Annotated in this window: 27 protein-coding genes; 19 read left to right on the top strand and 8 right to left on the bottom strand. The window is 64.3% G+C overall.

The window, feature by feature from the left end:
* Nucleotides 1-60: 60 nt before the first annotated feature.
* Together O0881_RS05385 and O0881_RS05380 are read right to left on the bottom strand one after the other, a co-directional pair.
* On the bottom strand, nt 61-1,584 hold the full coding sequence (locus O0881_RS05385) for an AAA family ATPase (protein ID WP_289910487.1): 1,524 nt from the start codon (nt 1,582-1,584) through the stop codon (nt 61-63).
* Nucleotides 1,581-2,309 (bottom strand): ABC transporter ATP-binding protein, encoded by a 729-nt coding sequence (locus O0881_RS05380; protein ID WP_289910486.1) that lies wholly within the window; start codon nt 2,307-2,309, stop codon nt 1,581-1,583. Before O0881_RS05380 ends, O0881_RS05385 begins: the two co-directional genes overlap by 4 nt.
* A gap of 208 nt (nt 2,310-2,517) precedes the next feature.
* Here O0881_RS05380 and O0881_RS05375 point away from each other — a divergent pair, with 208 nt between their 5' ends.
* The 16 genes from O0881_RS05375 (at nt 2,518) to O0881_RS05300 (ending at nt 16,719) form a co-directional block, all read left to right on the top strand.
* On the top strand, nt 2,518-4,221 hold the full coding sequence (locus tag O0881_RS05375; RefSeq protein WP_034781098.1) for a GspE/PulE family protein: 1,704 nt from the start codon (nt 2,518-2,520) through the stop codon (nt 4,219-4,221).
* 1 nt (nt 4,222) lies between these two features.
* A complete protein-coding gene (locus O0881_RS05370) occupies nt 4,223-5,458 on the top strand; it encodes a type II secretion system F family protein (RefSeq protein WP_289904674.1) in 1,236 nt (411 codons plus the stop codon).
* Nucleotides 5,458-5,964 (top strand): prepilin-type N-terminal cleavage/methylation domain-containing protein, encoded by a 507-nt coding sequence (locus tag O0881_RS05365; RefSeq protein WP_289910485.1) that lies wholly within the window; start codon nt 5,458-5,460, stop codon nt 5,962-5,964. Before O0881_RS05370 ends, O0881_RS05365 begins: the two co-directional genes overlap by 1 nt.
* 80 nt (nt 5,965-6,044) lie before the next feature.
* Entirely contained in the window at nt 6,045-6,551 is a 507-nt protein-coding gene (locus O0881_RS05360) for a type II secretion system protein (RefSeq protein ID WP_289910484.1), read from the top strand.
* Nucleotides 6,552-6,655: 104 nt separating this feature from the next.
* Nucleotides 6,656-7,246: a type II secretion system protein gene (locus O0881_RS05355; protein WP_354670208.1), complete on the top strand. Its 591-nt coding sequence runs from the start codon at nt 6,656-6,658 to the stop codon at nt 7,244-7,246.
* Nucleotides 7,236-7,793: a type II secretion system protein gene (locus O0881_RS05350; protein ID WP_289910482.1), complete on the top strand. Its 558-nt coding sequence runs from the start codon at nt 7,236-7,238 to the stop codon at nt 7,791-7,793. The genes O0881_RS05355 and O0881_RS05350 overlap by 11 nt, the downstream gene beginning before the upstream one ends.
* Before the next feature lie 7 nt (nt 7,794-7,800).
* Complete coding sequence (locus tag O0881_RS05345; RefSeq protein ID WP_289910481.1) at nt 7,801-8,703, top strand: prepilin-type N-terminal cleavage/methylation domain-containing protein; 903 nt, start codon at nt 7,801-7,803, stop codon at nt 8,701-8,703.
* Complete coding sequence (locus tag O0881_RS05340; protein ID WP_289910480.1) at nt 8,700-9,152, top strand: agglutinin biogenesis protein MshP; 453 nt, start codon at nt 8,700-8,702, stop codon at nt 9,150-9,152. The genes O0881_RS05345 and O0881_RS05340 overlap by 4 nt, the downstream gene beginning before the upstream one ends.
* A gap of 131 nt (nt 9,153-9,283) precedes the next feature.
* Entirely contained in the window at nt 9,284-10,243 is a 960-nt protein-coding gene (locus tag O0881_RS05335; RefSeq protein WP_289910479.1) for an agglutinin biogenesis protein MshI, read from the top strand.
* A complete protein-coding gene (locus O0881_RS05330; RefSeq protein ID WP_289910478.1) occupies nt 10,240-10,911 on the top strand; it encodes an MSHA biogenesis protein MshA in 672 nt (223 codons plus the stop codon). The genes O0881_RS05335 and O0881_RS05330 overlap by 4 nt, the downstream gene beginning before the upstream one ends.
* Complete coding sequence (gene gspM / locus O0881_RS05325; protein WP_289910477.1) at nt 10,911-11,594, top strand: type II secretion system protein GspM; 684 nt, start codon at nt 10,911-10,913, stop codon at nt 11,592-11,594. The genes O0881_RS05330 and gspM overlap by 1 nt, the downstream gene beginning before the upstream one ends.
* On the top strand, nt 11,579-11,980 hold the full coding sequence (locus tag O0881_RS05320; RefSeq protein ID WP_257218982.1) for an MSHA biogenesis protein MshK: 402 nt from the start codon (nt 11,579-11,581) through the stop codon (nt 11,978-11,980). The genes gspM and O0881_RS05320 overlap by 16 nt, the downstream gene beginning before the upstream one ends.
* Nucleotides 11,981-12,018: 38 nt before the next feature.
* A complete protein-coding gene (gene mshL / locus O0881_RS05315) occupies nt 12,019-13,806 on the top strand; it encodes a pilus (MSHA type) biogenesis protein MshL (RefSeq protein WP_289897537.1) in 1,788 nt (595 codons plus the stop codon).
* A complete protein-coding gene (locus tag O0881_RS05310; RefSeq protein WP_289910476.1) occupies nt 13,807-14,712 on the top strand; it encodes an AAA family ATPase in 906 nt (301 codons plus the stop codon).
* A gap of 17 nt (nt 14,713-14,729) precedes the next feature.
* Nucleotides 14,730-15,791 (top strand): tetratricopeptide repeat protein, encoded by a 1,062-nt coding sequence (locus O0881_RS05305; protein ID WP_289910475.1) that lies wholly within the window; start codon nt 14,730-14,732, stop codon nt 15,789-15,791.
* Nucleotides 15,792-15,816: 25 nt separating this feature from the next.
* Nucleotides 15,817-16,719 (top strand): alpha/beta hydrolase-fold protein, encoded by a 903-nt coding sequence (locus tag O0881_RS05300; protein ID WP_289910474.1) that lies wholly within the window; start codon nt 15,817-15,819, stop codon nt 16,717-16,719.
* 7 nt (nt 16,720-16,726) lie between these two features.
* Here O0881_RS05300 and O0881_RS05295 read toward each other — a convergent pair whose 3' ends face one another.
* Together O0881_RS05295 and O0881_RS05290 are read right to left on the bottom strand one after the other, a co-directional pair.
* Nucleotides 16,727-17,761 (bottom strand): serine hydrolase, encoded by a 1,035-nt coding sequence (locus O0881_RS05295; protein WP_289910473.1) that lies wholly within the window; start codon nt 17,759-17,761, stop codon nt 16,727-16,729.
* A gap of 29 nt (nt 17,762-17,790) precedes the next feature.
* Nucleotides 17,791-18,642: a helix-turn-helix transcriptional regulator gene (locus tag O0881_RS05290; protein ID WP_099667531.1), complete on the bottom strand. Its 852-nt coding sequence runs from the start codon at nt 18,640-18,642 to the stop codon at nt 17,791-17,793.
* Between the two features lie 319 nt (nt 18,643-18,961).
* Between O0881_RS05290 and O0881_RS05285 the strand changes: the two genes are divergently transcribed.
* The gene (locus O0881_RS05285; RefSeq protein WP_289910472.1) at nt 18,962-19,642 is read left to right on the top strand and encodes a DUF2625 family protein; all 681 of its coding nucleotides are present in this window, start codon (nt 18,962-18,964) and stop codon (nt 19,640-19,642) included.
* A gap of 229 nt (nt 19,643-19,871) precedes the next feature.
* A complete protein-coding gene (locus O0881_RS05280) occupies nt 19,872-20,330 on the top strand; it encodes a nuclear transport factor 2 family protein (RefSeq protein WP_289910471.1) in 459 nt (152 codons plus the stop codon).
* Nucleotides 20,331-20,358: 28 nt separating this feature from the next.
* On the opposite strand, the gene O0881_RS05275 is transcribed toward O0881_RS05280, so the two are convergent.
* From O0881_RS05275 to O0881_RS05265, 3 genes are all read right to left on the bottom strand, one after another.
* Nucleotides 20,359-21,462 carry an HD domain-containing phosphohydrolase gene (locus O0881_RS05275; RefSeq protein ID WP_099667534.1) on the bottom strand — a complete coding sequence of 368 codons (1,104 nt, stop codon included), beginning with the start codon at nt 21,460-21,462 and terminating at the stop codon, nt 20,359-20,361.
* A 46-nt stretch (nt 21,463-21,508) separates the two neighbouring features.
* Nucleotides 21,509-22,687 (bottom strand): pyridoxal phosphate-dependent aminotransferase, encoded by a 1,179-nt coding sequence (locus O0881_RS05270; protein ID WP_289910470.1) that lies wholly within the window; start codon nt 22,685-22,687, stop codon nt 21,509-21,511.
* Nucleotides 22,688-22,769: 82 nt separating this feature from the next.
* Entirely contained in the window at nt 22,770-23,204 is a 435-nt protein-coding gene (locus tag O0881_RS05265; protein WP_034781135.1) for a putative toxin-antitoxin system toxin component, PIN family, read from the bottom strand.
* A gap of 30 nt (nt 23,205-23,234) precedes the next feature.
* On the opposite strand from O0881_RS05265, the gene yaaA reads away from it, so the two are divergent.
* The gene (yaaA, locus tag O0881_RS05260; protein WP_251348327.1) at nt 23,235-24,005 is read left to right on the top strand and encodes a peroxide stress protein YaaA; all 771 of its coding nucleotides are present in this window, start codon (nt 23,235-23,237) and stop codon (nt 24,003-24,005) included.
* A gap of 35 nt (nt 24,006-24,040) precedes the next feature.
* On the opposite strand, the gene O0881_RS05255 is transcribed toward yaaA, so the two are convergent.
* Nucleotides 24,041-24,844: an outer membrane protein assembly factor BamD gene (locus tag O0881_RS05255; protein ID WP_219116005.1), complete on the bottom strand. Its 804-nt coding sequence runs from the start codon at nt 24,842-24,844 to the stop codon at nt 24,041-24,043.
* Nucleotides 24,845-24,933: the final 89 nt, after the last annotated feature.

The following is a 24,933-nucleotide window of genomic DNA, read 5'->3' as shown; positions in this document are numbered from 1 at the left end:
GCATGATCGCTTAAAAGCAATCGGCTGTGCAGGCTTGGGAGGCAATATGCTGAAATAAAGTCAGGGGGCGCCACGCCCCGGTTTTTCCGGTGTCAGGGCTTTTATTTCTGTGCGGATACTGTCTATGTCGCTCAGCAATATTTTCTGCGACGACGCCGGGGCCAGCCTGGCCCACACGGCTTCGGCGCTGGCCTGGTCGGCAAAGCTGCCATAGACGATGAGCAGGCGCGCGGCGGAGGTCGCGGGCGGCGTATTTGCGGGCGCGGACGCGGTTGCGGGCATGGCACCGGGCAGGCGAAACACGTGGAGGTCGTGCAGGCCGGTGGCTTGCTGCGCCTGCCGCAGGAAGGTTTCCGCCGCAACTGTCTCGGTGGCGGGCAAGCTGGCGATGTGCAGCACCAGTTGCCGCGGCCCTTGCCGCGCCAGCCAGTCGCGCGATTCGGCCAGCTTGCTGTCGAGCAGCGTCGACGGGGCGGGCTGCGGTGCGCGCATAAGCGCTGCCTTGAGCGTGCCTGGGGCCGCGTCGGCGGGCGCGGCGGAGCGTGCCTGGGATGCGTGGGATGCCTGGCTTGCCGGCGTCGCCATGCTGGCTGTCGCCGCTGTCCGATCCTCGCTGCCCGCCCGCCATTGCCACAGCAGAGCAAAGGCCAGCAGCAGCATCAGCGCGCTCAAGGCGCCTGCCAGCAGCTTGCCCGCATGCCAGGGCGGGCGGTAAAAGGGGCTGTCGGCGATGGCCAGGCGCACGTGGCGCGCGCTGACTTCCTGCGCATCGTCGGCAAACGCGGCCAGCAAGGCTTTGTCGGCCAGGATATTGATCCTGCGCACGATGCCCTGCGCCGCGCGCGCCAGCCGGCGCCGCGCGGCCGGCGTGAAAACGAGCGGCGCCGGGCGGCCGGCGGCGGCCAGGCGGCATGCCAGATAGTCGTCCAGCAAGGCTGGCGGCAGGCGCGGCACGCTGAAACTGTGGGTGATGCGTTCCTTCAACTGGCGGAACTGGGGCAAGTCCAGGGTGTCCTGCAATTCCGGCTGGCCAAACAGGACGATCTGCAGCAGCTTGTGGCTGGCCGTCTCCAGGTTCGTCAGCAGGCGCAGCGCTTCCAGGGTGGCGCCCGGCATCGCTTGTGCTTCTTCGGCCAGCAACACCACCTGGCGTCCCGCCGTATGCCTGGCGATCAGCTCGCCGTGCAGGGCGCGCAGGACGGCGTCGGCGCGGCAGCCGTCCAGTTCCAGACCCAGTTCGGCGGCGATGGCGTGCAGGACTTCGTCCGGTTCCAGGCGGGGATTGAGCAGGTACAGCACGTCGACCCGGGGCGGCAGGCGGTCGGCCAGCATGCGGCACAGCATGGTCTTGCCGCTGCCCACTTCGCCCGTCAGCTTGATGATACCTTCGCCTTGCGTGACGGCATACAGCAGCGCAGCGAGCAGCTCGCCCCGAGTATTGCCCGTATAAAAGAAGGCCGGGTCCGGCGTGATGCTGAACGGCGCCGTGCGCAAGCCGAAATGGCGCAGATACATGCCGTGCGGCGAGGGCGCATACGGCCGTCCGGGCGGCGTGGAGAGCGGGACGTGCGTGTCGGCGTTCATGCCGCGATGCAATTGAGGAAAGCCTGTTCCAGGCTGGCGTCTTGCGCGCCGCCGTGACGCGCGCGGCATTCGGCGGGCGTGCCCGTAAACACGATGCGGCCCCCATGCAGGATGGCCATGCGGTCGCACAATTCTTCCACGTCGGCCAGCGCATGCGAGGTGAGCAGGGCGCCGCGGCCTTGCGCGCGCGCTTGCCGCAAGACTTGCTTGAATTGCGCGCGCGCCTTCGGGTCGAGTCCGCTCATCGGTTCATCTAGCAACAGTTGCGGCTTGCCCGATAGCAAGCATGCGGCCAGCCCCAGTTTCTGCATCATGCCTTTCGAATACTCGCGCGCGGGGCGCAGCAGGGCGTCCGGCGCCAGGTCCAGCGCGTCCAGGGTTTGCTGCAGCGCTTGCGCATCGGGGCGCACCTTGTGCAGGCGCGCCAGGTAGCGCAGGAAGTCGCCGCCCGTCAGGTAATACGGCGCCTGGAAGCGCTCCGGCAGAAACGACAGGGGCTGGCGCGCCGCGCCATGCCGGTGCGGCTGGCCGAAGATGGCGATCTCGCCCCGCTCCGGCGTACAGAAGTCCAGCAGGCATTTCAGCAGGGAAGTCTTGCCCGCGCCATTCACGCCAACCAGACCGAACAGTTCTCCCGCGCGCACCTGCAGGTCGACGCCGCGCAGCACGATGCTGCCCGCCAGCTGCAGATGCACGTTGTGGAACTCGATGGCGCAGGCGTTCATAGTGGCAATGGTCGGCAGGCAAGACGGGGTACGACCGCCATTATTGCCATGGGTGCCGGCGGGCGGCAAGTGTTTACTTGCTGAGTGTTGAAATGCGCAAAAATCAAATGATGGAATGTATTTTCTTTAAGAAACAACAGGTTCTGGAATAAAATACCCCCGCGCGCCGCTGGCGTGCATCGTCTGATGAATCTGTCGAGGAGCAAGCATGGCAAGGCCAGAGAAAGTCCGGCTCGGTGAAATTTTGGTGCAGCAGAAATTGCTGACGGAAGAACAGTTGGGCCAGGCCTTGACGGAACAGAAGCGTTCGGGACGCAAGCTGGGCCGCGTTTTTGTCGAGCACGGCTTCGTCACGGAAGAGCAGATTTCGGGCGCCCTGGCGCGCCAGCTCGACATTCCCTACATCAACCTGAAGTTTTTCAACATCAACCCCGAACTGGTGCGGCTGCTGCCGGAAACCCAGGCGCGGCGCTTCCGCGCACTGGTGCTGGAAGACCGCCGCGAGGGTTTGCTGGTCGGCATGTCCGATCCCACGGACCTGTTCGCGTACGATGAAATCTCGCGCCTGGTCAAGCGCCATATCGAGCTGGCCGTCGTCAACGAGACGGAAGTGCTGGCCGCCATCGACCGCATCTACCGCCGCACGGAAGACATTTCCACCCTGACGCGCGAGCTGGAGCAGGACCTGGGCGACGTTTCCGTCGACTTCGGCGCGCTGGCCGCCAATCCGGGCCTGGAAGAGGCGCCCATCGTCAAGCTGCTGCAATCCGTGTTCGAGGATGCCACCCAGGTGCGCGCCTCGGATATCCACATCGAGCCGCAGGAAGGCCGGCTGCAGATCCGCTTCCGCATCGACGGCGTGCTGCACCTGCAGACGGAAGCGGACAGCAAGATCGCCAGTTCGCTGGCGCTGCGCCTGAAACTGATGTCGGACCTCGATATTTCCGAGAAGCGCCTGCCGCAGGATGGCCGTTTCGCCATCCGCGTGAAAAACCAGCGCATCGACGTGCGTATTTCCACCATGCCGACGCAATACGGCGAATCGGTGGTGATGCGGCTCCTGAACCAGGGCGGCACGACCTTGCGCCTGGACGCCATCGGCATGCCGCCTGCGCTGGTGGCGCAATTCCGCGCCATCGTCAGCCGCCCGAACGGCCTCGTGCTGGTGACGGGGCCGACCGGCAGCGGCAAGACGACGACCTTGTATTGCGCCTTGTCCGAACTCAATTCCGTGGAAAAAAAGCTCATCACGGTGGAAGACCCCGTCGAGTACCGCTTGCCGGGCATTAACCAAGTGCAAGTCAACGACAAGATCGAGCTGAATTTCGCCAGGGTGCTGCGCTCGGCCCTGCGGCAAGATCCCGACATCGTGCTGGTGGGCGAGATGCGCGACCAGGAAACGGCGCAAATCGGCTTGCGCGCCGCCATGACGGGTCACTTGGTGCTGTCTACCCTGCATACGAACGACGCCATCAGCACGCCGCTGCGCCTGATGGACATGGGCGTGCCGCGCTACATGGTGGGCAGCTCGCTGCAAGCCGTGCTGGCGCAGCGCCTGGTGCGCGTGATCTGCGAAAGTTGCAGCACGCCGTACGCGCCCACGCCGAACGAATACGAATGGCTGCGCCTGGAACTGGGTGAGCTGGTCGAACGCAACCAGTATTTCCACGGCAAGGGCTGTTCGCATTGCAACGGCATGGGTTACCGGGGCCGCACGGGCGTGTACGAATTGCTGGAAATCACGCGCGCCGTGGCCGATGCCGCCAACCATGCCGATCCGTCCCACTTCATGAAGGTGGCGACGGCGCAGATGGCGGGCGAGACCCTGCGCCGCCACGCCGTGCAGCTGGTGGTCCAGGGCCGCACGACGGTGATGGAAGCGATGCGCATCAGCAACCAGAGCGAGGATTGAGGTGCCGTTTTTCTCCTACAAGGCGCGCAGCGCCAGCGGCGAACTGTTGACCGGCGTGATGGAAGGCGCCGATAGCGGCGCCGTGGCCGATCAATTGATGGCGGGCGGCAGCACGCCCGTCGATATTAGCGCCACGAAACAGACGGTGACGAAGGCGGGCGCCAACCAACTGGGCTGGTGGGACAAGCTGACCGAGAAAAAGGTCACGCCCATGGACGTGCAATTGTTCAGCCGCCAGCTGTACACGCTGCTCAAGGCGGGCGTGCCCATCATGCGCGGCCTGGCCGGCTTGCAGGAGTCGGCCATCAGCCCCGCATTCGGGCGCATCATCAAGGACGTGCGCGAATCGCTCGACGCGGGCCGCGAACTGTCGGCCGCCATGGCGCGCCATCCCGCCATCTTCACGCCGTTCTACCTGTCGATGGTGCGCGTGGGCGAAATGACGGGGCGCCTCGATGAAGTGTTTTTGCGCCTGTTCGACCACCTGGAATTCGACCGCGACATGCGCGCACGCGTGAAAACGGCGACGCGCTACCCGACCTTTGTCGTCTTCGCCATGCTGGCCGCCATGATCGTGGTGAATATCTTCGTCATTCCCCAGTTCGAGAAGGTGTTTGCCAGTTTCCATGCGGAACTGCCCCTGATGACGCGCATCCTGATCGGTATCTCGCGCTTTACGGTGACGTACTGGCCCATCTTGCTGATGCTGGGCGTGGGCGGCTTTTTCGGCTGGCGCGCCTGGCTGCGCACGAAAGAGGGCTTATATAAGTGGGACCGCGCCAAGCTGCGCCTGCCGATCGCCGGCAAGATCATCCTGAAGGGCACGATGGCCCGCTTCGCGCGCAGTTTCGCCCTGTCGAGCACGAGCGGCGTGCCCATCGTGCAGGCGCTGACGGTGGTGTCGCAAACGGTCGACAACACGTATCTGAGCGCGCGCGTGGAACAGATGCGCGACGGCGTCGAGCGGGGCGAAAGCATCTTGCGCACCTCGGTGGCGGCCGGCGTGTTCACGCCCGTGGTGCTGCAGATGATCGCCGTGGGCGAGGAATCCGGTTCGCTCGACGACCTGATGGACGAGATCGCGGACATGTACGAGCGCGAAGTCGATTACGAGCTGAAAACCCTGTCGGCGCAGATCGAGCCGATTTTGATCGTCTTCCTCGGCGCCATGGTGCTGGTGCTGGCGCTGGGCATCTTCCTGCCGATCTGGGACCTGGGCCGGGCGGCCCTGCACTGATGGCAACACCGTTGCGCCAGCGCGGTTTCACCCTGTTCGAGCTGGCGGTGGTGGCGGGCGTGTTCGCCATCCTGACGGCCGTGTTCCTGAACCGCGTCGGCTATTACCAGCAGCAGGCGCAGCAGGTGGCCGTGGCGCAGATGCTGGGCGTGCTGCGCACCAGCTTGCGGGTGCAGGTGCTGCACCTGTACCTGGCGGACCGGCGCGACCAGTTGCCGGCGCTGGCGCGGCAAAACCCGTTCGACTGGCTGATGGATAAGCCGGCCAACTACCTGGGCGAGTTCGCGCAGCCGGAGCTTGCAAAATTACCTGCGGGGAATTGGCTGTACGATAAAAAAGAACAAAAAATCATCTATTTGTTTAGTAATGGCAATATTTTTCCCAGTAAAAGGGTTGATTTAGTGAAATTTAAGGTAACCTTGCCACGTGCGGATGCCGATCTTGACAAGCTCGCCCAGGAACCCGATATCGTGGTGTGGCAATCGCCGGACCCGGCGGCAAACTGACGCGCTTCCTGGTCCGGTGCAGCGACGGTGTCATGGCGTTGGTTTTGAAGTTTTTTTATTTGATTTTGGAGAAAGCAAGAATGAACAAGTCTTTACGTAGTATGAAAAGCGGCGCCCAGGCAGGTTTTACCCTGATCGAATTGATCGTCGTCATCGTGATCCTCGGCATCCTGGCCGCCACGGCGATTCCTAAATTCATCGACATGTCGACCGAGGCGCGCGTGGCCAAGATGCAGGCGGCCGCTGGCGCCTTGAAGTCTGGTTCGGCCCTGTTCCACGCACAATGGTTGGTCAAGGGTTCGCCTGCGGACAGCGTTGCCATCACCATGGAAGGCACGGACGTCAAGGGCGTCAGCGGCTATCCGGGTATCGCTTCGCCTGGCATCGCCGCGGCGGCAGGTGGTCTGCTTGACTACGATACCACCACCACTCCTGCAACGGGGACCGTGTTGACTGTATTGCCTGACAGTAAACATCCAAATTGCAAGGTGACCTATACGGCTGCCGTGGTTGCAGCAGGCACCACACCGGTCCAGCCGCCGGTGGTTGACGCGACGGCCCTGGGCACGCCGGCCAACTGCAGTTAATACAGGCGTGCAGATGCCGTGCCGGCAAACCGGCACGGCCGCGCCATGTTTCCGCCCGCCCAACGCCAGGCTATGCCGGTTGGGCTTTTTTACGGGTATCTCCATTGTCCTTGCCATCGATCATCTTGCCGCAACGTCTGGCGCTACCGCGTGCTAGGCGGCAGTGCCGCCCACGCGGCTTCACCTTGATCGAGCTGGTGGCCGTGCTGGTGCTGGCGGGTTTGCTGGCGACCTTTGCCGTTAACCGGTTTTTCCAGCGCGACACTTTTGACGCGCGCGGTTTTGCCGACCAGGTGACGAATATCGTGCGCTACGGGCAAAAACTTGCGGTGGCGCAAAACCGTGCCGTGTTTGTGCGCATCGATGCCAACAGCGTGGCCCTGTGCTTCGATGCCGTTTGCAGCGCTGACCAGAAAGTGGTGCCGCCCGCGGGCAAGAACAGCGGCAGCAAGGAGACGCTGCAGTATTGCCTGGGAAGCAATTGGCTGTGCGAAGGCCGTCCGTCCAACGTCTCCATGGCCACCGCTCCCCTCAATACGGCGGGTTTTTATTTCGATGCGCTGGGCCAGCCGTATGCGCAGAACGATGTGTTCCCGGCGCTATCGGGTTTCCCGGCGCGGCTGAACATCAGCATCCTGGGTGACGGCACGGAGCGCGTCGTCACGGTCGAGGGGGAGACCGGCTATGTCCATTAGCCAGCGGCGCCGGCGTGAACGCGGCGTGACCCTGATCGAACTGGTGCTGTTCATCGTCATCGTCGGCCTGGCCTCGGCCGCCATCCTGGGCGTGATGAGCCTGACGACGCAACACAGCGCCGATCCGCAGCTGCGCAAGCAGGCGCTGGCGATTGCCGAAGGCATGCTGGAAGAAATCCAGCTGGCGCGGTTTACCTATTGCGATCCGCAAGACCCGGCCGCGCAAACGGCGACCAGCCCGGCCGGCTGCGCCATCCCGGAAGGGCCGGGGGAAGAGGCGAACGGCGCGGGGCGGCCGTTCGACAACGTCAACGATTACGTGAGCGCGTATGGCACAGCCACGGAGTACAAGGCGGATGCCCAGGGTAATGCCTGGGCTGCCAGCCCCACCCAGAATTACACTGCCTTGGTGACGATCACCGAGCAAGCCCTGAACGGCTTGCCTGCCACGGAAAGCCTGCATATCCAGGTGGTCGTGCCGTATGCCGACCAGCAGATCGTGCTCGACGGCTATCGCGTGCGCTATGCGCCGAATAGTATCCCATGAGTATCCCATGAGAAATTTCTATAACGCCAGGCGCCGCCCGCGCGGCTTTACCCTCGTCGAGATGGTCATCGTGATCGTCATCACGGGCATCATCGGTGCCATGGTCGCCGTCTTCATCCGCGTGCCCGTGCAAGGCTATATCGACACCACCGCGCGCGCCGCGTTGGCCGACACGGCCGACACGGCAGCGCGCCGCCTGACGCGCGATGTGCGCCTGGCCCTGCCCAACAGCGTGCGCGTGGGCGGCAATGGCCTGTACCTGGAATTGTTGCTGACCAAGACGGGCGGGCGCTACCTGAGCGACAGCGACCCGGCCGGTCTGGGCAATGTGCTGAGCTTCGAGACCCCTCCCGACCCCAGCCTGCCCCTGAACTTTACCGTCGTCGGCGCCATGCCCGTCAATGCGCTGGGCGCGCGCCAGGCGATCAGCGTGGGCGACCAGATCGTCGTCTACAACCTGGGCGGGGACGACGCGCCGAACAATGCGTATGCCTGCAGCGCGGCGAATGGCTGCAACCGCGCGCCCGTGACGGCAGTGTCCGGCACTGTCGTCACCTTGGGCAGCTATCCCTTCACGACGGCGCCCGCGCCGCTGCCATCGCCATCGAACCGTTTCCAGGTGGTATCGACGCCCGTTACCTATGCGTGCGATCTGGCGACCGGCACCCTGACCCGTTACGCGGGCTATGTCATCCAGGCTACCCAGCCGGTTGTGGAAAACACGGCGCCGCTGGAGGCGAAGAAGGGAGCACTGCTGGCGCGCCAGGTGACGGCTTGCCGTTTCAGCTATGGCATTTTGGCCAACGTGCAGCGGGGTCTGGTGAATATCGACCTGAGTCTTGGGGCGGCGAACAGCAATACGGGCGTGCTGCGCCTGGTGCAACAGGTACAGGCGAGGAATACGCCATGAGGCGCTTGCTGCGCTATCGCGCTGGCCGCACGCGCGGTTTCAGCCTCGTCACGGCCATTTTCCTGCTGGTGGTGCTGGCCGCGCTGGCGGCCGTGATGGTGAATATCTCCACTTTCCAGCAGACGGAATCGGCCATGGACGTGCAGGGCGTGCGCGCCGAACAGGCCGCGCGCGCCGGTCTCGAATGGGGGCTGCAGCAGCAGATCGGCGCCGGCCTGACCACCGGCGCGGCGTGCATCGGTCCGGCCGATTTCAACTTGCCGGCAGGCACGACGCTGTCGTCGTTCAGCGTCAGCGTGCAATGCAGCACGGCCAAGGGGCCCGGCACCTTGACCAGCTGGACCATCACGGCCACGGCGTGCAACCAGCCTGGCGCCTCTGGCTGTCCGAATGCGGGCAATAACGCCGATTACGTCCAGCGCCGCCTGCAAGCCGTGCTGTCGCAGTAAGGTCAACTGCATGAAAAAAAGATCGCTAATTTATTGTTTTTACACAATAAAGTTGGCTTCATGAATTAAAATTGGCTGGATGCATTAACTGCGCGACAAGATCGGGCAGGCACTTACACTGGATAGGTCGCATGGGTTTATTCGCAAGAGCAAGGAAGTATGAGGGTTGGCTGGCCACGGCGTTTGGCCGGGAAGGCGTCAGCGCTGTCGTTGTCGAACGTCCCGCCGACGGCATGCCGCGCGTGCTGGGCGCCAGTTACCAGGCGGCCGCGCGGCCGGCGCCGGCCGAGGTGCTGGAAAAACTGGGCAAGGACGTGCAGGCGGCAGCGCGCCACTGCACCACCGTGCTGGCCGGCGGCGAGTACCAGTTGCTGTCGCTGGAAGCGCCTGCCGTGCCGCGCGAGGAGCTGAAGACGGCCGTGGGCTGGCGCCTGAAGGACATGCTGGACTTTCCCCTGGCCGAAGCCACCATCGACGTGTTCGACATCCCCGGCGACCCGAACGGCACCCAGCGCGGCAGCAGCGTGTTTGCCGTCGCCGCGCGCAACAGCGCCGTGTCGCGGCGCCAGGCGCTGTACGCCGAATGCAAGATCGGCCTGTCCGTGATCGATATCCCCGAGATGGCGCAGCGTAATATCGCCACCTTGCTGGAAACGCCGGGACGCGGCATCGCCGTGCTGTATTTCGATGGCGACGGCGGCTTGCTGACCATGAGTTTCAATGGCGAGCTGTACCAGGCGCGCCGCATCGACGTGACCCTGACGCAATTGCAGTCGCCCGACGCGAGCCAGTATTACGACCGCGTCACCCTGGAACTGCAGCGCTCGTTCGACCACTTCGACCGCCAGTTTCATTTCATTTCGTTGGCCCGCTTGATGCTGATGACGGGCGCGGCCGATGGCTTGCACGCCTATCTGGCCGACAATCTCTACATGCCGGTCGAGCAGCTGGACCTGGCCACGGTGCTGGATTTTTCCCAAGCCGCCGAATTGCGCGAGCCCGCCATGCAGGCACGCTACTTCCTGGCCATCGGCGCCGGCTTGCGCGAGGTTGGCCTGCACCCGGGCAAGCATGAAGGGAAGGGCGCATGAGCCAGCAGATCAATCTGTTCAATCCCCAGTTTGAACTGCAAAAACACCATATGTCGGCGCGCACGGCCGGGCTGGCCCTGGGCGGCCTGGCGCTGGCCCTGCTGGCCGTGGGCGTGTTGGCCCAGCAAGCCTTGACCGGCCTGGAACAGCGCGAAGCGGGCGTCAAGGCGGCGCTGGCGCAAGGCGAGGCGAAGCGCGACCAGGCTTTGCGCGATTTTCCTCCACGCAAGAAAGATCCGGCCCTGGCGCAGGAACTGGCGGCCGTCGAGGCGCAACGCCAGTTGCTGCAGGATGCGTCGAACGTGCTGGAAAGCGGCAAGCTGGGCAATACCCTCGGCTATGCCGGCTATTTCCGCGCGCTGGCGCAGGCCAGGGTCGAGGGTGTATGGCTGACGGGCGTGGATATCGCCGGCGCCGGCAAGGACTTCGGCTTGCAGGGCCGCGCCTTGCACGCGTCGCTGCTGCCCGCGTACATCACGCGCCTGGGCCAGCAGGAGGTACTGCGAGGCAAAACCTTCGCCAGCCTCGACATTAGCCAGTCCGGGCAGCCGGCGGTGGCCGAGGGCAAGGCGCCTGGCCTGCCGTATGTCGCGTTCAGCCTGCAGTCGGCCGACCGCGCTGCCGGGCCGGCCACGCCGCCGAAACCTGTTACGGAAGGAACACGCTGATGCTGCCCTTGCTGAAGAAATGGGCCGCCGCCTTCGACGCCCTCAGCCTGCGCGAGCGGCTGATGGTGTTCGGCGCCGGTGCGGCCGCCGTCCTGTTCGTGTTTTATTTCATGAGCTTCAATCCCCTGTTGGCGAAACGCGCCGCGCTGGAGGCGAGCATTGCGCAAAAACAAAGCCTCCTGAGCGCCACCGACAAGGAAATCGAGCTGACCATGCTGGCCCATGCCACCGATCCCGACCAGGAAGCGCGCACGCGCCTGGCGGCCTTGCAGGCGGAAACGGCGTCCCTGGCGCAGGCGCTGCGCGAGAAGCAGCATGGCCTGGTGGCGCCCGAGCGCATGGTCACCCTGCTCGAACACTTGCTGCGCCGGCACGCCGGACTGCGCGTGGTGTCGCTGAAAACCCTGCCCGCCAGCGCCGTGGGCGCGCGCCAGGCCGACAGCGCGAACGGCGATGCGGCGGCCAGGGCGCCAGCCCCGGCCCCCTTGCTGCACCAGCATGGCGTGGAAGTGGTGCTGCAAGGCAGTTATGCCGACATGGTGCAATACATGCAGGCGCTGCAAGCGATGCCGACGCGCGTCTTCTGGGGCGCCGCCCACCTCGACGCTGCCAGTTACCCGGGCGCCACCCTGACCCTGACCTTACATACCCTCAGCATGGACGATACATGGATCGCACTCTGACCCTGGGTTCCGCGTTGCTGGCGCCCTTCCTGATCCTGAGCCTGGCATCGCCGGGTGCGCAGGCGCAGGCGCTCGACGACCCGACGCGCCCGCCCGCGGCCCTGTGGGCGCCCGCCGACGCCGCGCCCGTCGTCGCTGCCCGGCCGCAGCTGCAATCGGTGCTCGTTTCCACCCAGCCGGGCGGACGCCGCCTGGCCGTCATCGATGGCCAGACGGTCAAGGTGGGCGGCAAGGTGGGCGACGCCGTGGTGGTGGAAATCCGCGACACGGCCGTATTGTTGCGGCGTGGCAAATCACTGGAAACCTTCAAGCTGTATCCCAGCAGCAAGACCAACAACAAGGCCGATCGCAAGACCGATAGCAAGACCGACCGCAAGCAGGAGTAGAAGAAGTGGCCAAGCAACTCAATCAACACAAGGCGAGCATGTTCAAGATCAGTACGATGGCGGCTGTCATCAGCGTCAGCCTGGGCCTGGGCGGCTGCAATGTCGCGCCCGTCAAGCGCGACACCTATAATGCGATCACCGATGCCGTCAAGGGCGCGGCAGCCACCACGGCGCCAGCGGCCCAGCCGGACGCCGTGGAGGCGGCGTTGCTGCCGCCCGTGGCGGCCCTGGCCCAGCAATTGCCGAAGGCCCGCGCCGCGCTCGACGAGCGCTTCAACGTGGCGTTCAACAATGTGCCGGCGCGCCAGTTCTTCACTTCCATCGTGGCCGGCACGCGCTACAACATGCTGGTCCATCCCGACATCGGCGGCACGATTTCCGCCAATCTGAAGGACGTGACCCTGTTCCAGGCGCTCGACGCCGTGCGCGAACTGTATGGCTACGATTACAAGGTCGAGGGCACGCAGATCTACATCAAGCCCCTGACCATGCAGACGCGTTTGTTCCACGTCAATTACCTGACGGGCGCGCGCCGCGGCAGTTCCAACTTGCGCGTGTCGTCGACGTCGGTCGGTTCCGTGGGCTCGACCAACTCGGGCGGCTCCGGCAACAGCGGAAATGGCGGCAATAACAATCAGGGCAACAACAACGAGCAGAACCAGCAAACGAATGGCGGCCAGGGCGGCCGTACCCTGGACAGCAGCAACCTGACCACCTCGTCGACGGCCGATTTCTGGCCGGAACTGAAGGCGGCGCTGGAAGCCATCGTCGGCAGCAGCGACGGCGGCCGGCAAGTGGTGCTGAGCCCGCAATCGGGCGTGATCGTCATCCGCGCCATGCCGGAAGAGTTGCGCAATGTCGACATGTACCTGAAGGCCACGCAATTGTCCGTCGACCGCCAGGTGATCCTGGAAGCGAAAATCCTCGAAGTCGAACTCAACGACAACACGCAGACTGGCATCAACTGGGCCTCGTTTGCCTCGATCAAGAGCGGCCACACGAACCGCATCTCGACGGGCTTCATCCAGCCGGGCGGCACCCTGGCGCCGCTGCCCTTCAACGGCGGCCAGCCGCCCAACATGACGAATGGCAGCGGCTTGACGGCCAGCAGCGGCTTCGGCCTCAGCTCGGCGGCGACCTCGGCCGGTTCCATGTTCGGCCTGGCCTTCCAGACGGCCAATTTCGCGGCGATGATTTCCTTCCTGGAATCGCAAGGCTCCGTGCACGTGCTGTCGAGCCCGCGCATCGCCACCATGAACAACCAGAAGGCCGTGCTGAAGATTGGCACGGACGAGTTTTACGTGACGGGCGTGTCGACCACGACGAATACGACGGCCAGCGGCGCGACGACCAGCCCCAACGTGACCTTGCAGCCCTTCTTTTCCGGCGTGGTGCTGGACGTGACGCCGCAGATCGACGCGGATGGCAACATCATCCTGCACGTGCACCCGTCCGTCAGCCAGGTGTCGACCATCAGCAAGGAAATCGACCTGGGCAGCGCCGGTTCCCTGAAACTGCCGCTGGCGGCATCGAGCACGTCGGAGATGGACAGCATGGTGCGCAGCCAGGATGGCCGCATCGTCGCCATCGGCGGCCTGATGCGCCAGGCCACGACGTCGGACCGCTCGCAAGTACCGGGCGCGGGCGATATCCCCGTGCTGGGCGCGCTGTTCCGCAACACGGGGCAGGTGATCCAGAAGCGCGAGCTGGTGGTGCTGATCAAGCCGACCATCGTCGATGGCGCCAATAGCTGGAACGAGGACTTGCTCGATTCGGGCAAGCGCATCGAGGCGCTCGACCCGCGCCGTCCGTCGGAGCGGCGCTAAATGTACCAGGCCCATTTCGGCTTGCGCGAGGCGCCGTTCGGCCTCACGCCCGATACCAGTTTCTTCTTTAACGGCCCGCAGTCGCAAAAGGCGCTCAACACCTTGCTGGTGGCGGCGCGCAATGGCGAGGGCTTCATCAAGATCACTGGCGAAGTGGGCACAGGCAAGACTTTTCTTTGCCGCAAGTTCATGCAGTCCTTGGGGCCGGACTTCGTCACGGCCTACATCCCGAATCCGAACTTGTCGCCCCGTTCGCTGATCCTGGCGCTGGCCGAGGACCTCGATGTCTTGCTGGAAAAGGATATTGAGCAGCATCAGTTGCTGCGCGCACTCAACTTGCGCCTGCTCAACCTGGCGGCGCAAGGCAAGCGCGTGCTGCTGTGCCTGGACGAAGCGCAGGCGATTCCCGTCGACAGCCTCGAAGCGCTGCGCCTGCTGACGAATCTGGAAACGGAAAAGCGCAAGCTGCTGCAGATCGTGCTGTTCGGCCAGCCGGAACTGGACGTCAAGCTGGCTTTGCCGGAAATCCGCCAGCTGGCGCAGCGCATCACCTTTCACTATCACCTGGGGCCCTTGTCGCGCGACGACGTGGATTTCTATGTGGCGCACCGCCTGCGCGTGGCCGGTTTCGATGGCGCGCGCCTGTTCAGCCGCGGCGGCGTGGGCAAGCTGTACAAGGCGTCCGGCGGCATCCCGCGCCTGATCAATATCATGGCGCACAAGGCGCTGATGGTGGCGTATGGCGAAGGGCGGCAGCAGGTCGGCGGCCGCCACGTGGCGCTGGCCGCCAGCGACACCCTGGCCAGCAAGCCGCACCGCTTTTGGCGCAGGCCGTGGCCATGGCTGGCCGGTGCCGGCGTGCTGGCCGCCGCCTGCGGCGCGAGCTGGACTTTATTGAACCGATGACGAAGATGAGCCTGTAGATGAGCCTGATTAACAAGATGTTGCAAGACCTCGATGCCCGCGGCACCCCCGATGGACGCGGCGACGCGGCCGGTATCCGCTCCGTGCCCGAACGCGAGCGGGGCGTCTCGCGCGCGCTGGTCTTCGGCGGCGCCGCAGGCTTGACGGCCGCCGCCATCGCCCTGGGCTGGGTCTACCTGAAGCGCCCGGCCGTGCCGCCCGTGCTGGTCAGCGTGGCCAGCACGCCGGTCCTGGTTCCAGTGCCGGCACCGGCGCCTGCCGTCGTTGCACCCGCGCCCGCGCCCGTACCCGTTGTGGCGGCGGAACCCGAGCCCGTATTTCAGGCCGAGGAAGCCACGCCCGCGCCCGCCAAGCTGCGTGCCGCCGACATGCGCCGCATCACGGAACAAGCCGCCAAGCCTGCCGCTGCGCCCGTGGTAAAGACGGCAGCGTCCGCTGTGAGTGAACGCATCATTGACGGAAAACAAGTCACGCCGCAGCAGCGCGTGGAGAATGAATACCGGCGCGCGCTGGCCCAGTTGCAGGATGGCCGCGTCTCCGACGCCATGCTGGCCTTGCAGCAGACCCTGCAGCTGGATCCGCGCCACCAGGGCGCGCGCGAAACCCTGGTGCGCCTGCTGCTGGAAGCGCAGCGTCCCGACGAGGCGGCGCGCCAGTTGCAGCTGAGTCTGGCGCTGGACCCGAAACAGCCGGCGCAAGCGATGATGCTGGCCCGTTTGCAGCTGGACAAGGCCAATGGCGGCGCGGCGGCCCTCGATACCCTCATGCGCAGCCTGCCGTACGCCGCCGACAACGGTGAATACCACGCCTTCCTGGCCGGCGTGCTGCAGCGCGAGCAGCGCTACCGCGAAGCGGCCGAACACTACCAATTGGCCCTGCAGGCGGCGCCCGACAACAGCGTCTGGTGGATGGGCCTCGGCATCGCCTTGCAAGCCGACAACCACCCGGCCCAGGCGCGCCAGGCGTTCGAGCGGGCCAAGGGCTTGCAAACCCTGTCGCCCCAGCTGCAGGCGTTTGTCGAGCGCAAGCTGGTGCAGCTGACGGCGGCTGCGGCGAAGTAACTATTACCTCAATGAAAGAAACAGCTTGAAGCCTCTGAATCTGCTCATCGTCCTTTGCTGCCTGGCCAACAGCGCGCTGGCCGCCCCCGCCAGCGCCCCCGCCAGCTACGTTCTTGAGAATACGGAAGTGCGCGACCTCCGCGCGCAAGCGTTGAAGCGCGATTACCAGCTGTATGTCGCCTTGCCCGATTCCTATCGGCAGGGCAACAAGCGCTATCCGGTACTGTTCGTCGTCGACGCCAATTATGCATTTCCCGTCGTGCGCAATATCGCGCAGCGCCTGAACAAGCATGCGGGGATGGAAGAAGTCATCGTGGTCGGCTTGTCGTACGCGAATGGCGACGGCGGGGTGTACAGCCGGCGCCGCGACTACACTCCCACCACGCCGCGCAAGCACGATTACCGCTCGGACATGCCGGGGCGGCAGCCCGCGTTCGGCGAAGCGAAGGCGTATGGCCAGTTCATCTCGGGCGAGGTATTTCCCTTTATTGCGCAGCACTATCGCGCGAACATGCAGCGCAAGGTGTTCATCGGCCATTCCTACGGCAGCCTGCTGGGCCTGCAATTCCTGCTGACGGAACCGCGCACCTTCGAGCACTACGTCCTCGGCAGCCCGTCGCTGTGGTACGACGCCGGCGTCATGTTCGACCGCGAGCAGGCGTACGCGGCCAGCCACAAGGATTTGCCGGCATCCGTGTTCTTCGGCATCGGCGGCCTGGAAAAGTTGGCAGCGGGCAAGAAGCGTTCGCGTTCGGAAGAGGACGCCGACATGGTGGCCGACTTGCGCGAATTCGATGGGAAGTTGACATCGCGCAAGTTCCCCGGCCTGAAGACGCGCTTGCGCGTCTTCGCGGATGAAGATCACGCGAGCGTGTTTCCTTTCGTGCTCACGCATGGCTTGCGGGCGTATCTGACGTCCGCAAAATGAAGGGCGCTTACGGGCGCATCAATGTCGGCAGGATCAGCTTGGTCAGCAATTTTTCGCTGATGCCATGGGCGTCGCGCACCTGGAAGTTGGTCGTGGTGATGACGACCACGGCATCGAGTTCCGGCAGGACGAGCACTTTATTGCCGCCGGAACCCGCCATGCCATAGCTTTGCACCGTGCGGCCATTGGCCGTGAACGGTTGCAGCCACCACAGGTAGCCGTAGTCCATGCCTTCGCGCGCGTTGGCGTGGGGCGCGATCGAGCGCTTGACCCATTCGGCCGGCATCACCTGCTTGCCATGCCAGCGCCCGCCGTCGAGGTAGAGCTGGCCAAGCTTCATCAGATCCACGCTGCGCAGCTGCAAGCCTCCGCCCGTCATGGCGCTGCCCTTGGGCTGGAATTGCCATTTCACCTTGTCGATGCCAAGCGGCTTGAACAGATTGGCGGCGGCGAAGTCCGGCACGCCCTGGCCGCTCACCTTTTCAAGCAGCGGTCCCAGCAGGGTTACGCCGGCCGTGCAATAGCTCCAGGCGCGGCCGTACGGCGATTGCTCGGGGCGGGGCTGCCATTCGGGAAAGCCGCGGATCGGCAGGTCCGCCACGAAGCGGCTCCAGTCTTCCACCAGATACATGCGCTCTTCGTTGCCGCGCGAATGCTGGTTGTCGTCGTCGCACTCGAGCAGTGAGCTCATGGTCAGGAAGTCCTCGACCGTGATCTTGTCCTTGCGCGGGTCGGCATGGGCCAGCGGGCGCAGTTCCGGAAAGTAGGGCAGGACGGGGGTGTCGGTGCGCAAGAGCTTGCGCTCGATGGCCAGGCCGACCAGCATGCCGGCCACCGTCTTGCCCACCGAGCGCGTGTTGCGCAGGCTTTCGGCGCCATCCTTGTCGAAGTAGTGTTCGTAAAGCAGCTTGCCATGCTGCGCCACCACGACGCTGGTGACCTGCTTGAAGTCGCCCGCTTCGATGGCGGTGGTGACGCCGTCCAGTTCGCCTGCGTGGACGCTGCTGCCGAAGGCGAGAAGAAGGGGGAGGTATCGCAACATGGTGTACTCCTGAGTTGGAAAAGTGCAGTCTAGTCTTGCAAATTGGGCATTGTCTTGGACGTTTGAAACATTTGGCGGCGATAGTTGCTGGGCGTCATGCCGTAACGGGCCTGGAAGGCGCGCGTCATGTGGCTCTGGTCGGCAAAGCCCACGCTCAGCGCCACGTCGGCCATGCTCAGTTCCGGGCGGCGCAGCAGGCCGCTGGCCTGGTCGACGCGGCGCCAGCGCAGCAGGTCGCCCGGCGAACAGCCCCAGGCCTGGCGGAACACGCGGGCCAGGTGCACGGGATGCACATCCAGGGCGGCGGCCACGTCGGCGATGCGCAGATGCGTGTCATTGGCCAGGTCCATCACGGCTTCATACGCCTGGTGGGCCCAGCCGGGCAGGGCGGGGCGCGCCTGCCGGGGCGCCTTGTGCAGGCTGGCCAGCATCTCCCACGCGCCCGCTTCGAGCAGGGCGCCGTCGCCGCCGCGGCCCACTTCGCGCGCGAGCCGGAACGCGGCCGCCGCGCTGGCCGTATCGCGCAACACGGTGGCGCACTCCTGGGCCGCATGCAATTCCTCGGCGCCCGACAGCAGGGCAGGGTCGAGCGATACCGTCATGAAACTGCCCTTGCCATCGACGAAGCGGTCGCGGTGCGTCGTGCCGGCAGGATTGAAGACGAGGGTGGGCGAAGGCGCGCGCGGCGGGGCGTGCAGGGCGCTGGAAATATACGTGCCGGACAAAACGAAGACGAAGTGGGCATCGTCATGCCGGTGCGTTTCGACTTCATCTTCGCCACGCGTGGCCTTCAGGCGGCGGATGTCGAAAATGCTGCCGCGCGCGCCGTGATGCACGTCGCCATAGAATTGGCCGGACTTGAACTGGAGTGGAGTGGTCATATCGGCATGGTATGTGCGGCCGCCCTGACGGGCGAGCGCAGGACGACGAATGGCGCCAGGCGCAGGATGAACGGTCGATTCGGGGGAATGCACGGGATGTGGGACGGCGGCTCAGGCCGGTTTTGCGTGGCTGCTGGCAGGCGTGCAGGGGTGCCGGGGCGGCTATGTGTAAAATTTGCGCAGCGTCCAGATGTCGCCATCGATACTGGATCGCGCCAGGGGCGAGCCGCTGGAATGCCGGGCGCCGCCCGCCTGGCAGTGCCAGCGTCGTCATGAACTCTCCGACCGCCGGAAGCGGTCATCGATAAGGTCAGGTGCAATGCGTACATTGAATGAATTATTGGATAGTGAAGACCCGGCGTTTCCGCTGATCCGGCAATGGGCCAGCGAGGCCGACATCCCGGTGGAATTGCTGCCGCCCTCGGCCGGCAGGGAAGATGTGCTGCTGAGCCTGCAGGTCACCACGCGTTCCCCCCTCGGCGCCATCGCCTATGAAACCGGGGGCATTCTGGTGGATGACGGCTGGCTGCGGATATTGGGCTCGGGACATGGCAAGCTGGAGCGGAACATTGCAACGTGGAACGAAGGAAAGGCCGACGGCTTTCTGTTGGTGGCCGACGACGTGCTCGGCGGCTTCTTTGCCATCAACGGCGGCGCACTCGGGGCCGACCAGGGCAAGATGTATTACCTGGCGCCCGAGACGCTGGCGTGGGAAGCGCTGGAGATCGGCTACACGGCGTTCGTCGAATGGGCTTTTACTCGCCAGTTGCGGCAGTTTTACGGCCGGCAGCCCGGCGATGGGCAGGAGTTTGACGAATTGCCCGAATTGCCCGAATTGCCTTTGCCCGGCGACCTCTGCCTGAATTTTTATCCGTTTCTGTGGACGCAAGAAGGTTCCCTCAAGACCAGCTCGCGGCGCGCCATTCCAGTGGAAGAGCAGTGGGCGCTCAACCTTGATCTGCAACAAAAGTTGCTGGACGCTCCTGCGGGCGCGAACTGAGGCATGGCTTGCGGGCGTCTTTGACGGCATCGCCCTGCGCATCCCGGGCCGGCGAAATGGCGTTTCAACCCCCGATTCAAGCGCTTTGTCGCAATGGCATGCGCCAGAAAAGGGCAAGGGGATAGCATACGGTGGGCTTTCTCGCGATGCGCCGCCCGCCAGCGAGTGTCCGATACTGCCGCGGCAGGCATCGGACGCTTCTCAACGACCTCGATCAGGATGAATACGCATGAAATTGACCCTTCCACATGTCCTCTCCACTTGTCTGCTGGGCGCCTTGGGCGTTATCGGCAGCGCGCACGCGGCTCCCGCCGATGCCGAACTGGTCGCCTTGGTGCAGCGCCATGCGCAGGCGCAGAGCAACTTTGATCAAGTGGCCTTGAACGCCATCACGGCGGAGAATTATGTGGAAATATCGCCGGTCGGCGAGGTGGACGGGCGTGAAAAAATGCTCGCCTTCTATGCGCCGGAGCAGAAGCGGCCGAGTCCCCAACTGCAGGTCGATGAACCGGTGGTGCGTCAGTTTGGCGATACGGCGCTCATCTCGGCGCGGCTGTCCTACCGTCTCAACCAGGATGGGATAGCCCGCAATTTCGCCCTGCGCGCCGGCTATGTCGCTCGGCTTGTCGACAAGCAATGGCTGCTGGTCAGCGCACAGTACACGGGCATCCGCCCGCCGAAACCGTGAAGTGAGCCGTGCCTGGTGCCCGGCCAGTCTACAGCCGCGCCTCGTCGCCCCACACGTGCCGCATGCTGAAATGCATGCCGGCATCGTCTTCGTGCAGCGACGAGACGATGGCGAACTGGCTGTCGCCCGTGTCGCGCGGCGTCATCTGCGATAGCTCGGCGGCGGCCAGCGGCGCGCCCAGCGGGTCGCTGAGCGGATGCACATGGCCGGCGCCCCGTTGCGTCACCACTCCCAGTTCGCCGCTGCGCAGGCGTACCAGGGTTCCGGGCGGATACTTGCCCAGCAGATTGACGAATTGCTCGCCCAGCAGCGGGTCGATGGGCACGCCCTGGTCGAGGAAGATGTGCTGCAGCGCCTGGTCGGGGACGATGGAGCGGCGGTAGTTGCGCGCCGAGACGCGGGCGCAATAGCGGTCGGCCAGGCCGATCAGCTTGGCATTTTGCAGGATTTCATCGGCCGTGCGCCCCTGCGGGTAGCCGCTGCCGTCGTCGTTTTCATGGTGCAAGAGTACACAGCTCAGCCATTCCTCGTCATCGACGCCGGCGCAGCGCAGCAATTCCGTGCTTTCCTGCGGATGCTGGCGCACGATGCGCATTTCGTCGTCGTTCAGGGGGCCGCGCCGGTCCTGGAAGCTGTCGTGGTGGCGCAGCATGCCCACGTTCATCGTCAGCGCGGCCGCGCCGATCAACAGCAGTTCATCGTGCGACTTGTGCATGCCGCGGCCCACCAGCATGGCCAGCAAGGCTGTTTCGATGCAGTGGCGCACGGCGTAGCTGCCGGCGATCTGGTTGAGCAGGATACTGGCCAGGGCGATATCGGCATCGTGTTCGAGCGCGCGCAGCAGTTCGCGGGCGATGTCGCGCACGTCGCGCTCGGCATTGCTTTCGCTGCGCAAGTCCAGCAGCAGCCGTTCCAGGCGTTGCGCCGCCTCATTGAGCAAGCGCAAGACGGACGGCTGGTCCGGTGCGCCCACGTACAGGCCCAGCTGCAGCAAACGGCCCAGCTGCGTGCCGTCCGTGATGATCTGCCCCTTGCGTAGTTGCGGGCCAGCACTATGGTCCGCCAGAAAAAGATCCCAGGGCAGGGGTTCGCCGGGAACCAGGTCGGCCGGGCCGATGCGACGCTGTACCATCTGTCATCCTTTGCCCCGCCGCAGCGAAGCCATGTTCAGTGCTCGGTTATATGCTGCGCAGGCGCTCCAGCGCCAGGCGCAAGGTCTCGTCTTTCTTGGCAAAGCAGAAGCGCACGATGCCCGACTCCTTGCCCTGCACGTAAAACGCGGAGACGGGAATGGCCGCCACCTTGATTTCCGTCGTCAGCCATTCGGCGAACTGCGCTTCGGTCTCTTGCGAAATGGCATCGTAGCGCACGCACTGGAAATACGTGCCGTCGGCCGGCAGCAGGGTAAAGCGGCTGCCCGCCAGGCCGTCGCGGAACAGGTCGCGCTTGCGCTGGTAAAACGCGGGCAAGTCCAGGTAGGGCTGCGGGTCTGCCATGTAGCCGGCGATGCCGTGCTGCATCGGCGTGTTGACGGTAAACACGTTGTACTGGTGCACCTTGCGAAATTCCGCCGTCAGGGCTGCTGGCGCCGCCACGTAGCCGACTTTCCAGCCCGTCACGTGATACGTCTTGCCGAAGCTGGAGACGATGAAGCTGCGCGCCGCCAGTTCCGGGTTGCGCGAAAGCGAGGCGTGCGGCACGCCGTCGTACACCATGTGCTCGTACACTTCGTCGGACAATATCAATATTTGCGTGCCGCGCACGATGTCGGCCAGCGCGGCGATGTCGGCCGGGCGCAAGATCGTGCCCGTCGGATTGTGCGGCGTATTGATGATGATCAAGCGCGTCTTGCTGCTGACGGCGGCGGCCAGCTTGTCCCACGGCACGCTGTAGCCGGACTCGCCCACTTGCATGGACACCAGCACGGGCACGCCGCCGGCCAGCGCGATGGCGGGTAAATAACTGTCGTAGGCCGGTTCGATGACGATGACTTCGTCGCCCGGGTGCACGCAGCACAGGATGGCGGTGGTGAGCGCCTGCGTGGCGCCGGCCGTGACGGTGATTTCCGTGCCGGCATCATAACCGTGGCCGTACAAGCTGGCGATTTTCGCGGCGATCGCCTCGCGCAGGGGCGCGGCGCCCGTCATCATCGGATACTGGTTGTGGCCGGCGCGCATGGCGTCGCCGACGAGATCGACCAGGGCCGGGTCGCAATCGAAGTCGGGAAAGCCCTGGCCCAGGTTGACGGCGCCATGCTGGGCCGCCAGGCTGGACATGCGGGTGAACACGGTGGTGCCCACGAGAGGCAAGCGGGTGGTCAGGGTGGGAGTCGTGCAGGGCAGGGACGGGCTGTTCATGAGCGGTAGGGGCGCGGTGCGGAAAGTGGAATCGTTTCCCATTCTAGCGCAGCGCGTGGCGTTCCGTGCAGCCCTCGATGGCTCAGCCTGGCAAGGCCCAGCCTTCCGGCACCATGATCTTGAACATGCCGGCCTTGGCCGTCTTGCGGGCCAGTTTCAGCAGGGCCTTGTCCTTGGTGATGAGGATGTCGGCGTTGGCGTCGCGCGCCAGTTCGAGGAATTTCTGGTCATCCTTGTCCGTGCAGACGGGCAGGCGCACGCCGGAGACGGGCGGCGCCACCACGCTGATATGCGCGTCGAAGCGGGCGGCGGCGACGGCGCGGCTGGCTTCGTCGAGCGGCAAATGTTTGTAATGCAACACGACAAGATATTCCGCGCGGCAATCTTCGCGCGTGATGGCATGCACGGCGCCGCTTTCCATGGCCGCCAGCAGGGGCGCCCAGCGCGGGTCGTTGAAGACGAACAGGTCGAGGCAAACGTTGGTGTCGAGGACGAGTTTTTGTGGAGCAGGTATCATGTCGGCAATTCTATTCTGTAGTGATAATTTATGTTGATCGTGCTTTCGCCCGCCAAGAGTCTCGACCTGGAGACGCCGCCAACAACCTCGTTGCACAGCACCCCCGATTTTCTCGACCATTCCGCCCAGCTCATAGCCCGCATGCGCCAGTTTTCGCCCGCCGAAGTGGGCAGCCTGATGGGCATTTCCGACGCCTTGTCGGCCCTCAACGTGGCCCGCTATGCTTCCTGGACGCCCAAGCTGGCGGAAGCGCGCCAGGCCATCATGGCCTTCAATGGCGACGTGTATGCCGGTTTCGAGGCGCGCAGCCTGCAGCCGGCCCAGCTCGACTATGCCCAGTCGCGCGTGCGCATCCTGTCGGGCCTGTACGGCTTGCTGCGCCCGCTGGACTTGATCCACCCGCACCGCCTGGAAATGGGCACGCGGCTGTCGACCACGCGCGGCAAGGATCTGTACGCGTTCTGGGGCGACACCATTACCAACGGCTTGAACCGCACGGCAAAAGAGCAGGGCGCCAAGGTGCTGGTCAACCTTGCTTCCGAGGAATATTTCAAATCCGTCAAGCCGCGCCAGCTGGACGTGCCCGTCATCGCGCCCGTGTTCGAGGACTGGAAGAACGGCAAATATAAAATCATCTCGTTCTACGCCAAGCGCGCGCGCGGCATGCTGGCCCGCTATGCGGCCGTCAACGCCATCCGCGACCCGCAGCAGCTGAAGGAGTTCGACGTCGACGGCTACGGTTTCGTGCCGGAAGCGTCGAACGATACCAGCTGGGTGTTCCGGCGCAAAGTGGGTGTATAAGTAAAAAAACCGGGCGAGCCCGGTTTTTTCTTATCTTACTGCCAGAATTTCCACCACTTGCGTTCCTTGTTCACCCCTTCCGGGCTGAGGAATGCCGTGTTCGGGTAGTTCTTGGTCAGCACGCGCAAGGCATCGTCGCGCAAGTCGGTCAAGCCCAGCTTGTCATACGAGCGGTACATGATGAACAGCGCTTCTTCGATGGCCGGCGAAGCGGCAAAGTCGCTGACCGTCGTTTGCGCGCGGTTGGCGGCGGCCAGGTAGGCGCCGCGGCGGTAGTAATAGCGCGCCACGTGCACTTCGTATTTCGCCATGGCATCGATCAAATAGTTCATGCGGGCCAGCGAATCGGGCGCGTATTTGCTATTTGGAAACTTGTCGACCAGTTGCTTGAAGGCGGCAAACGCTTCGCGCGTGGCTTTCGGATCGCGCTCGGTCGGATCTTGCTCGTACAGGAAGTTCAGGAAGCTGATCTGGTCGTTAAAGCTGATCAGGCCCCGCAAGTAGTACATATAGTCCACATTGGCGTGGTTCGGATGCAACTTGATGAAGCGTTCGACGGCAGCCAGTGCCTGAGCCTGGTCTCCCGACTTATAATACGCGTAAGCGATCTCCATCTGCGCTTGCAGAGCATAGTTGCCGAAAGGATAGTTAGCCTCCAGCTTCTGGAACAGGCCGATTGCAGCTTCATAGTGCTGCCCGGCCATTTCTTCACGCGCCTCCGAGTATAATTTCGTAACGGACCAGTTTTTGGTCTCATCCACTTTTTCAGGCAACAAGCTGCAAGCGGACATGCCGAGCAGAACGACTGAAGCGACTACCAACGATAATTTTTTTTGCATGACGTTTTGCAAGAAGGTTTTAACCAAGATTTTACAATAGGCTGATTATAGCCGATGGGAATGCTGTGATATTAACTCCGAAGCCTAAT

Origin of the sequence: Janthinobacterium sp. SUN100 (assembly GCF_030397705.1) — a bacterium.
GTDB lineage: Bacteria > Pseudomonadota > Gammaproteobacteria > Burkholderiales > Burkholderiaceae_D > Janthinobacterium > Janthinobacterium kumbetense.
The sequence above is the reverse complement of the archived record's forward strand: the minus strand, read 5'-3'. Positions and strand labels throughout refer to the sequence as shown.

Coding starts and splice junctions, on each gene's coding strand:
- O0881_RS05385 (WP_289910487.1), bottom strand. CDS start 1,584: ATGAACGCCGACACGCACGTCCCGCTCTCCACGCCGCCCGGACGGCCG.
- O0881_RS05380 (WP_289910486.1), bottom strand. CDS start 2,309: ATGAACGCCTGCGCCATCGAGTTCCACAACGTGCATCTGCAGCTGGCG.
- O0881_RS05375 (WP_034781098.1), top strand. CDS start 2,518: ATGGCAAGGCCAGAGAAAGTCCGGCTCGGTGAAATTTTGGTGCAGCAG.
- O0881_RS05365 (WP_289910485.1), top strand. CDS start 5,458: ATGGCAACACCGTTGCGCCAGCGCGGTTTCACCCTGTTCGAGCTGGCG.
- O0881_RS05360 (WP_289910484.1), top strand. CDS start 6,045: ATGAACAAGTCTTTACGTAGTATGAAAAGCGGCGCCCAGGCAGGTTTT.
- O0881_RS05350 (WP_289910482.1), top strand. CDS start 7,236: ATGTCCATTAGCCAGCGGCGCCGGCGTGAACGCGGCGTGACCCTGATC.
- O0881_RS05345 (WP_289910481.1), top strand. CDS start 7,801: ATGAGAAATTTCTATAACGCCAGGCGCCGCCCGCGCGGCTTTACCCTC.
- O0881_RS05340 (WP_289910480.1), top strand. CDS start 8,700: ATGAGGCGCTTGCTGCGCTATCGCGCTGGCCGCACGCGCGGTTTCAGC.
- O0881_RS05335 (WP_289910479.1), top strand. CDS start 9,284: ATGGGTTTATTCGCAAGAGCAAGGAAGTATGAGGGTTGGCTGGCCACG.
- O0881_RS05330 (WP_289910478.1), top strand. CDS start 10,240: ATGAGCCAGCAGATCAATCTGTTCAATCCCCAGTTTGAACTGCAAAAA.
- gspM (WP_289910477.1), top strand. CDS start 10,911: ATGCTGCCCTTGCTGAAGAAATGGGCCGCCGCCTTCGACGCCCTCAGC.
- O0881_RS05320 (WP_257218982.1), top strand. CDS start 11,579: ATGGATCGCACTCTGACCCTGGGTTCCGCGTTGCTGGCGCCCTTCCTG.
- mshL (WP_289897537.1), top strand. CDS start 12,019: ATGTTCAAGATCAGTACGATGGCGGCTGTCATCAGCGTCAGCCTGGGC.
- O0881_RS05310 (WP_289910476.1), top strand. CDS start 13,807: ATGTACCAGGCCCATTTCGGCTTGCGCGAGGCGCCGTTCGGCCTCACG.
- O0881_RS05305 (WP_289910475.1), top strand. CDS start 14,730: ATGAGCCTGATTAACAAGATGTTGCAAGACCTCGATGCCCGCGGCACC.
- O0881_RS05295 (WP_289910473.1), bottom strand. CDS start 17,761: ATGTTGCGATACCTCCCCCTTCTTCTCGCCTTCGGCAGCAGCGTCCAC.
- O0881_RS05290 (WP_099667531.1), bottom strand. CDS start 18,642: ATGACCACTCCACTCCAGTTCAAGTCCGGCCAATTCTATGGCGACGTG.
- O0881_RS05285 (WP_289910472.1), top strand. CDS start 18,962: ATGCGTACATTGAATGAATTATTGGATAGTGAAGACCCGGCGTTTCCG.
- O0881_RS05280 (WP_289910471.1), top strand. CDS start 19,872: ATGAAATTGACCCTTCCACATGTCCTCTCCACTTGTCTGCTGGGCGCC.
- O0881_RS05275 (WP_099667534.1), bottom strand. CDS start 21,462: ATGGTACAGCGTCGCATCGGCCCGGCCGACCTGGTTCCCGGCGAACCC.
- O0881_RS05270 (WP_289910470.1), bottom strand. CDS start 22,687: ATGAACAGCCCGTCCCTGCCCTGCACGACTCCCACCCTGACCACCCGC.
- O0881_RS05265 (WP_034781135.1), bottom strand. CDS start 23,204: ATGATACCTGCTCCACAAAAACTCGTCCTCGACACCAACGTTTGCCTC.
- yaaA (WP_251348327.1), top strand. CDS start 23,235: ATGTTGATCGTGCTTTCGCCCGCCAAGAGTCTCGACCTGGAGACGCCG.
- O0881_RS05255 (WP_219116005.1), bottom strand. CDS start 24,844: ATGCAAAAAAAATTATCGTTGGTAGTCGCTTCAGTCGTTCTGCTCGGC.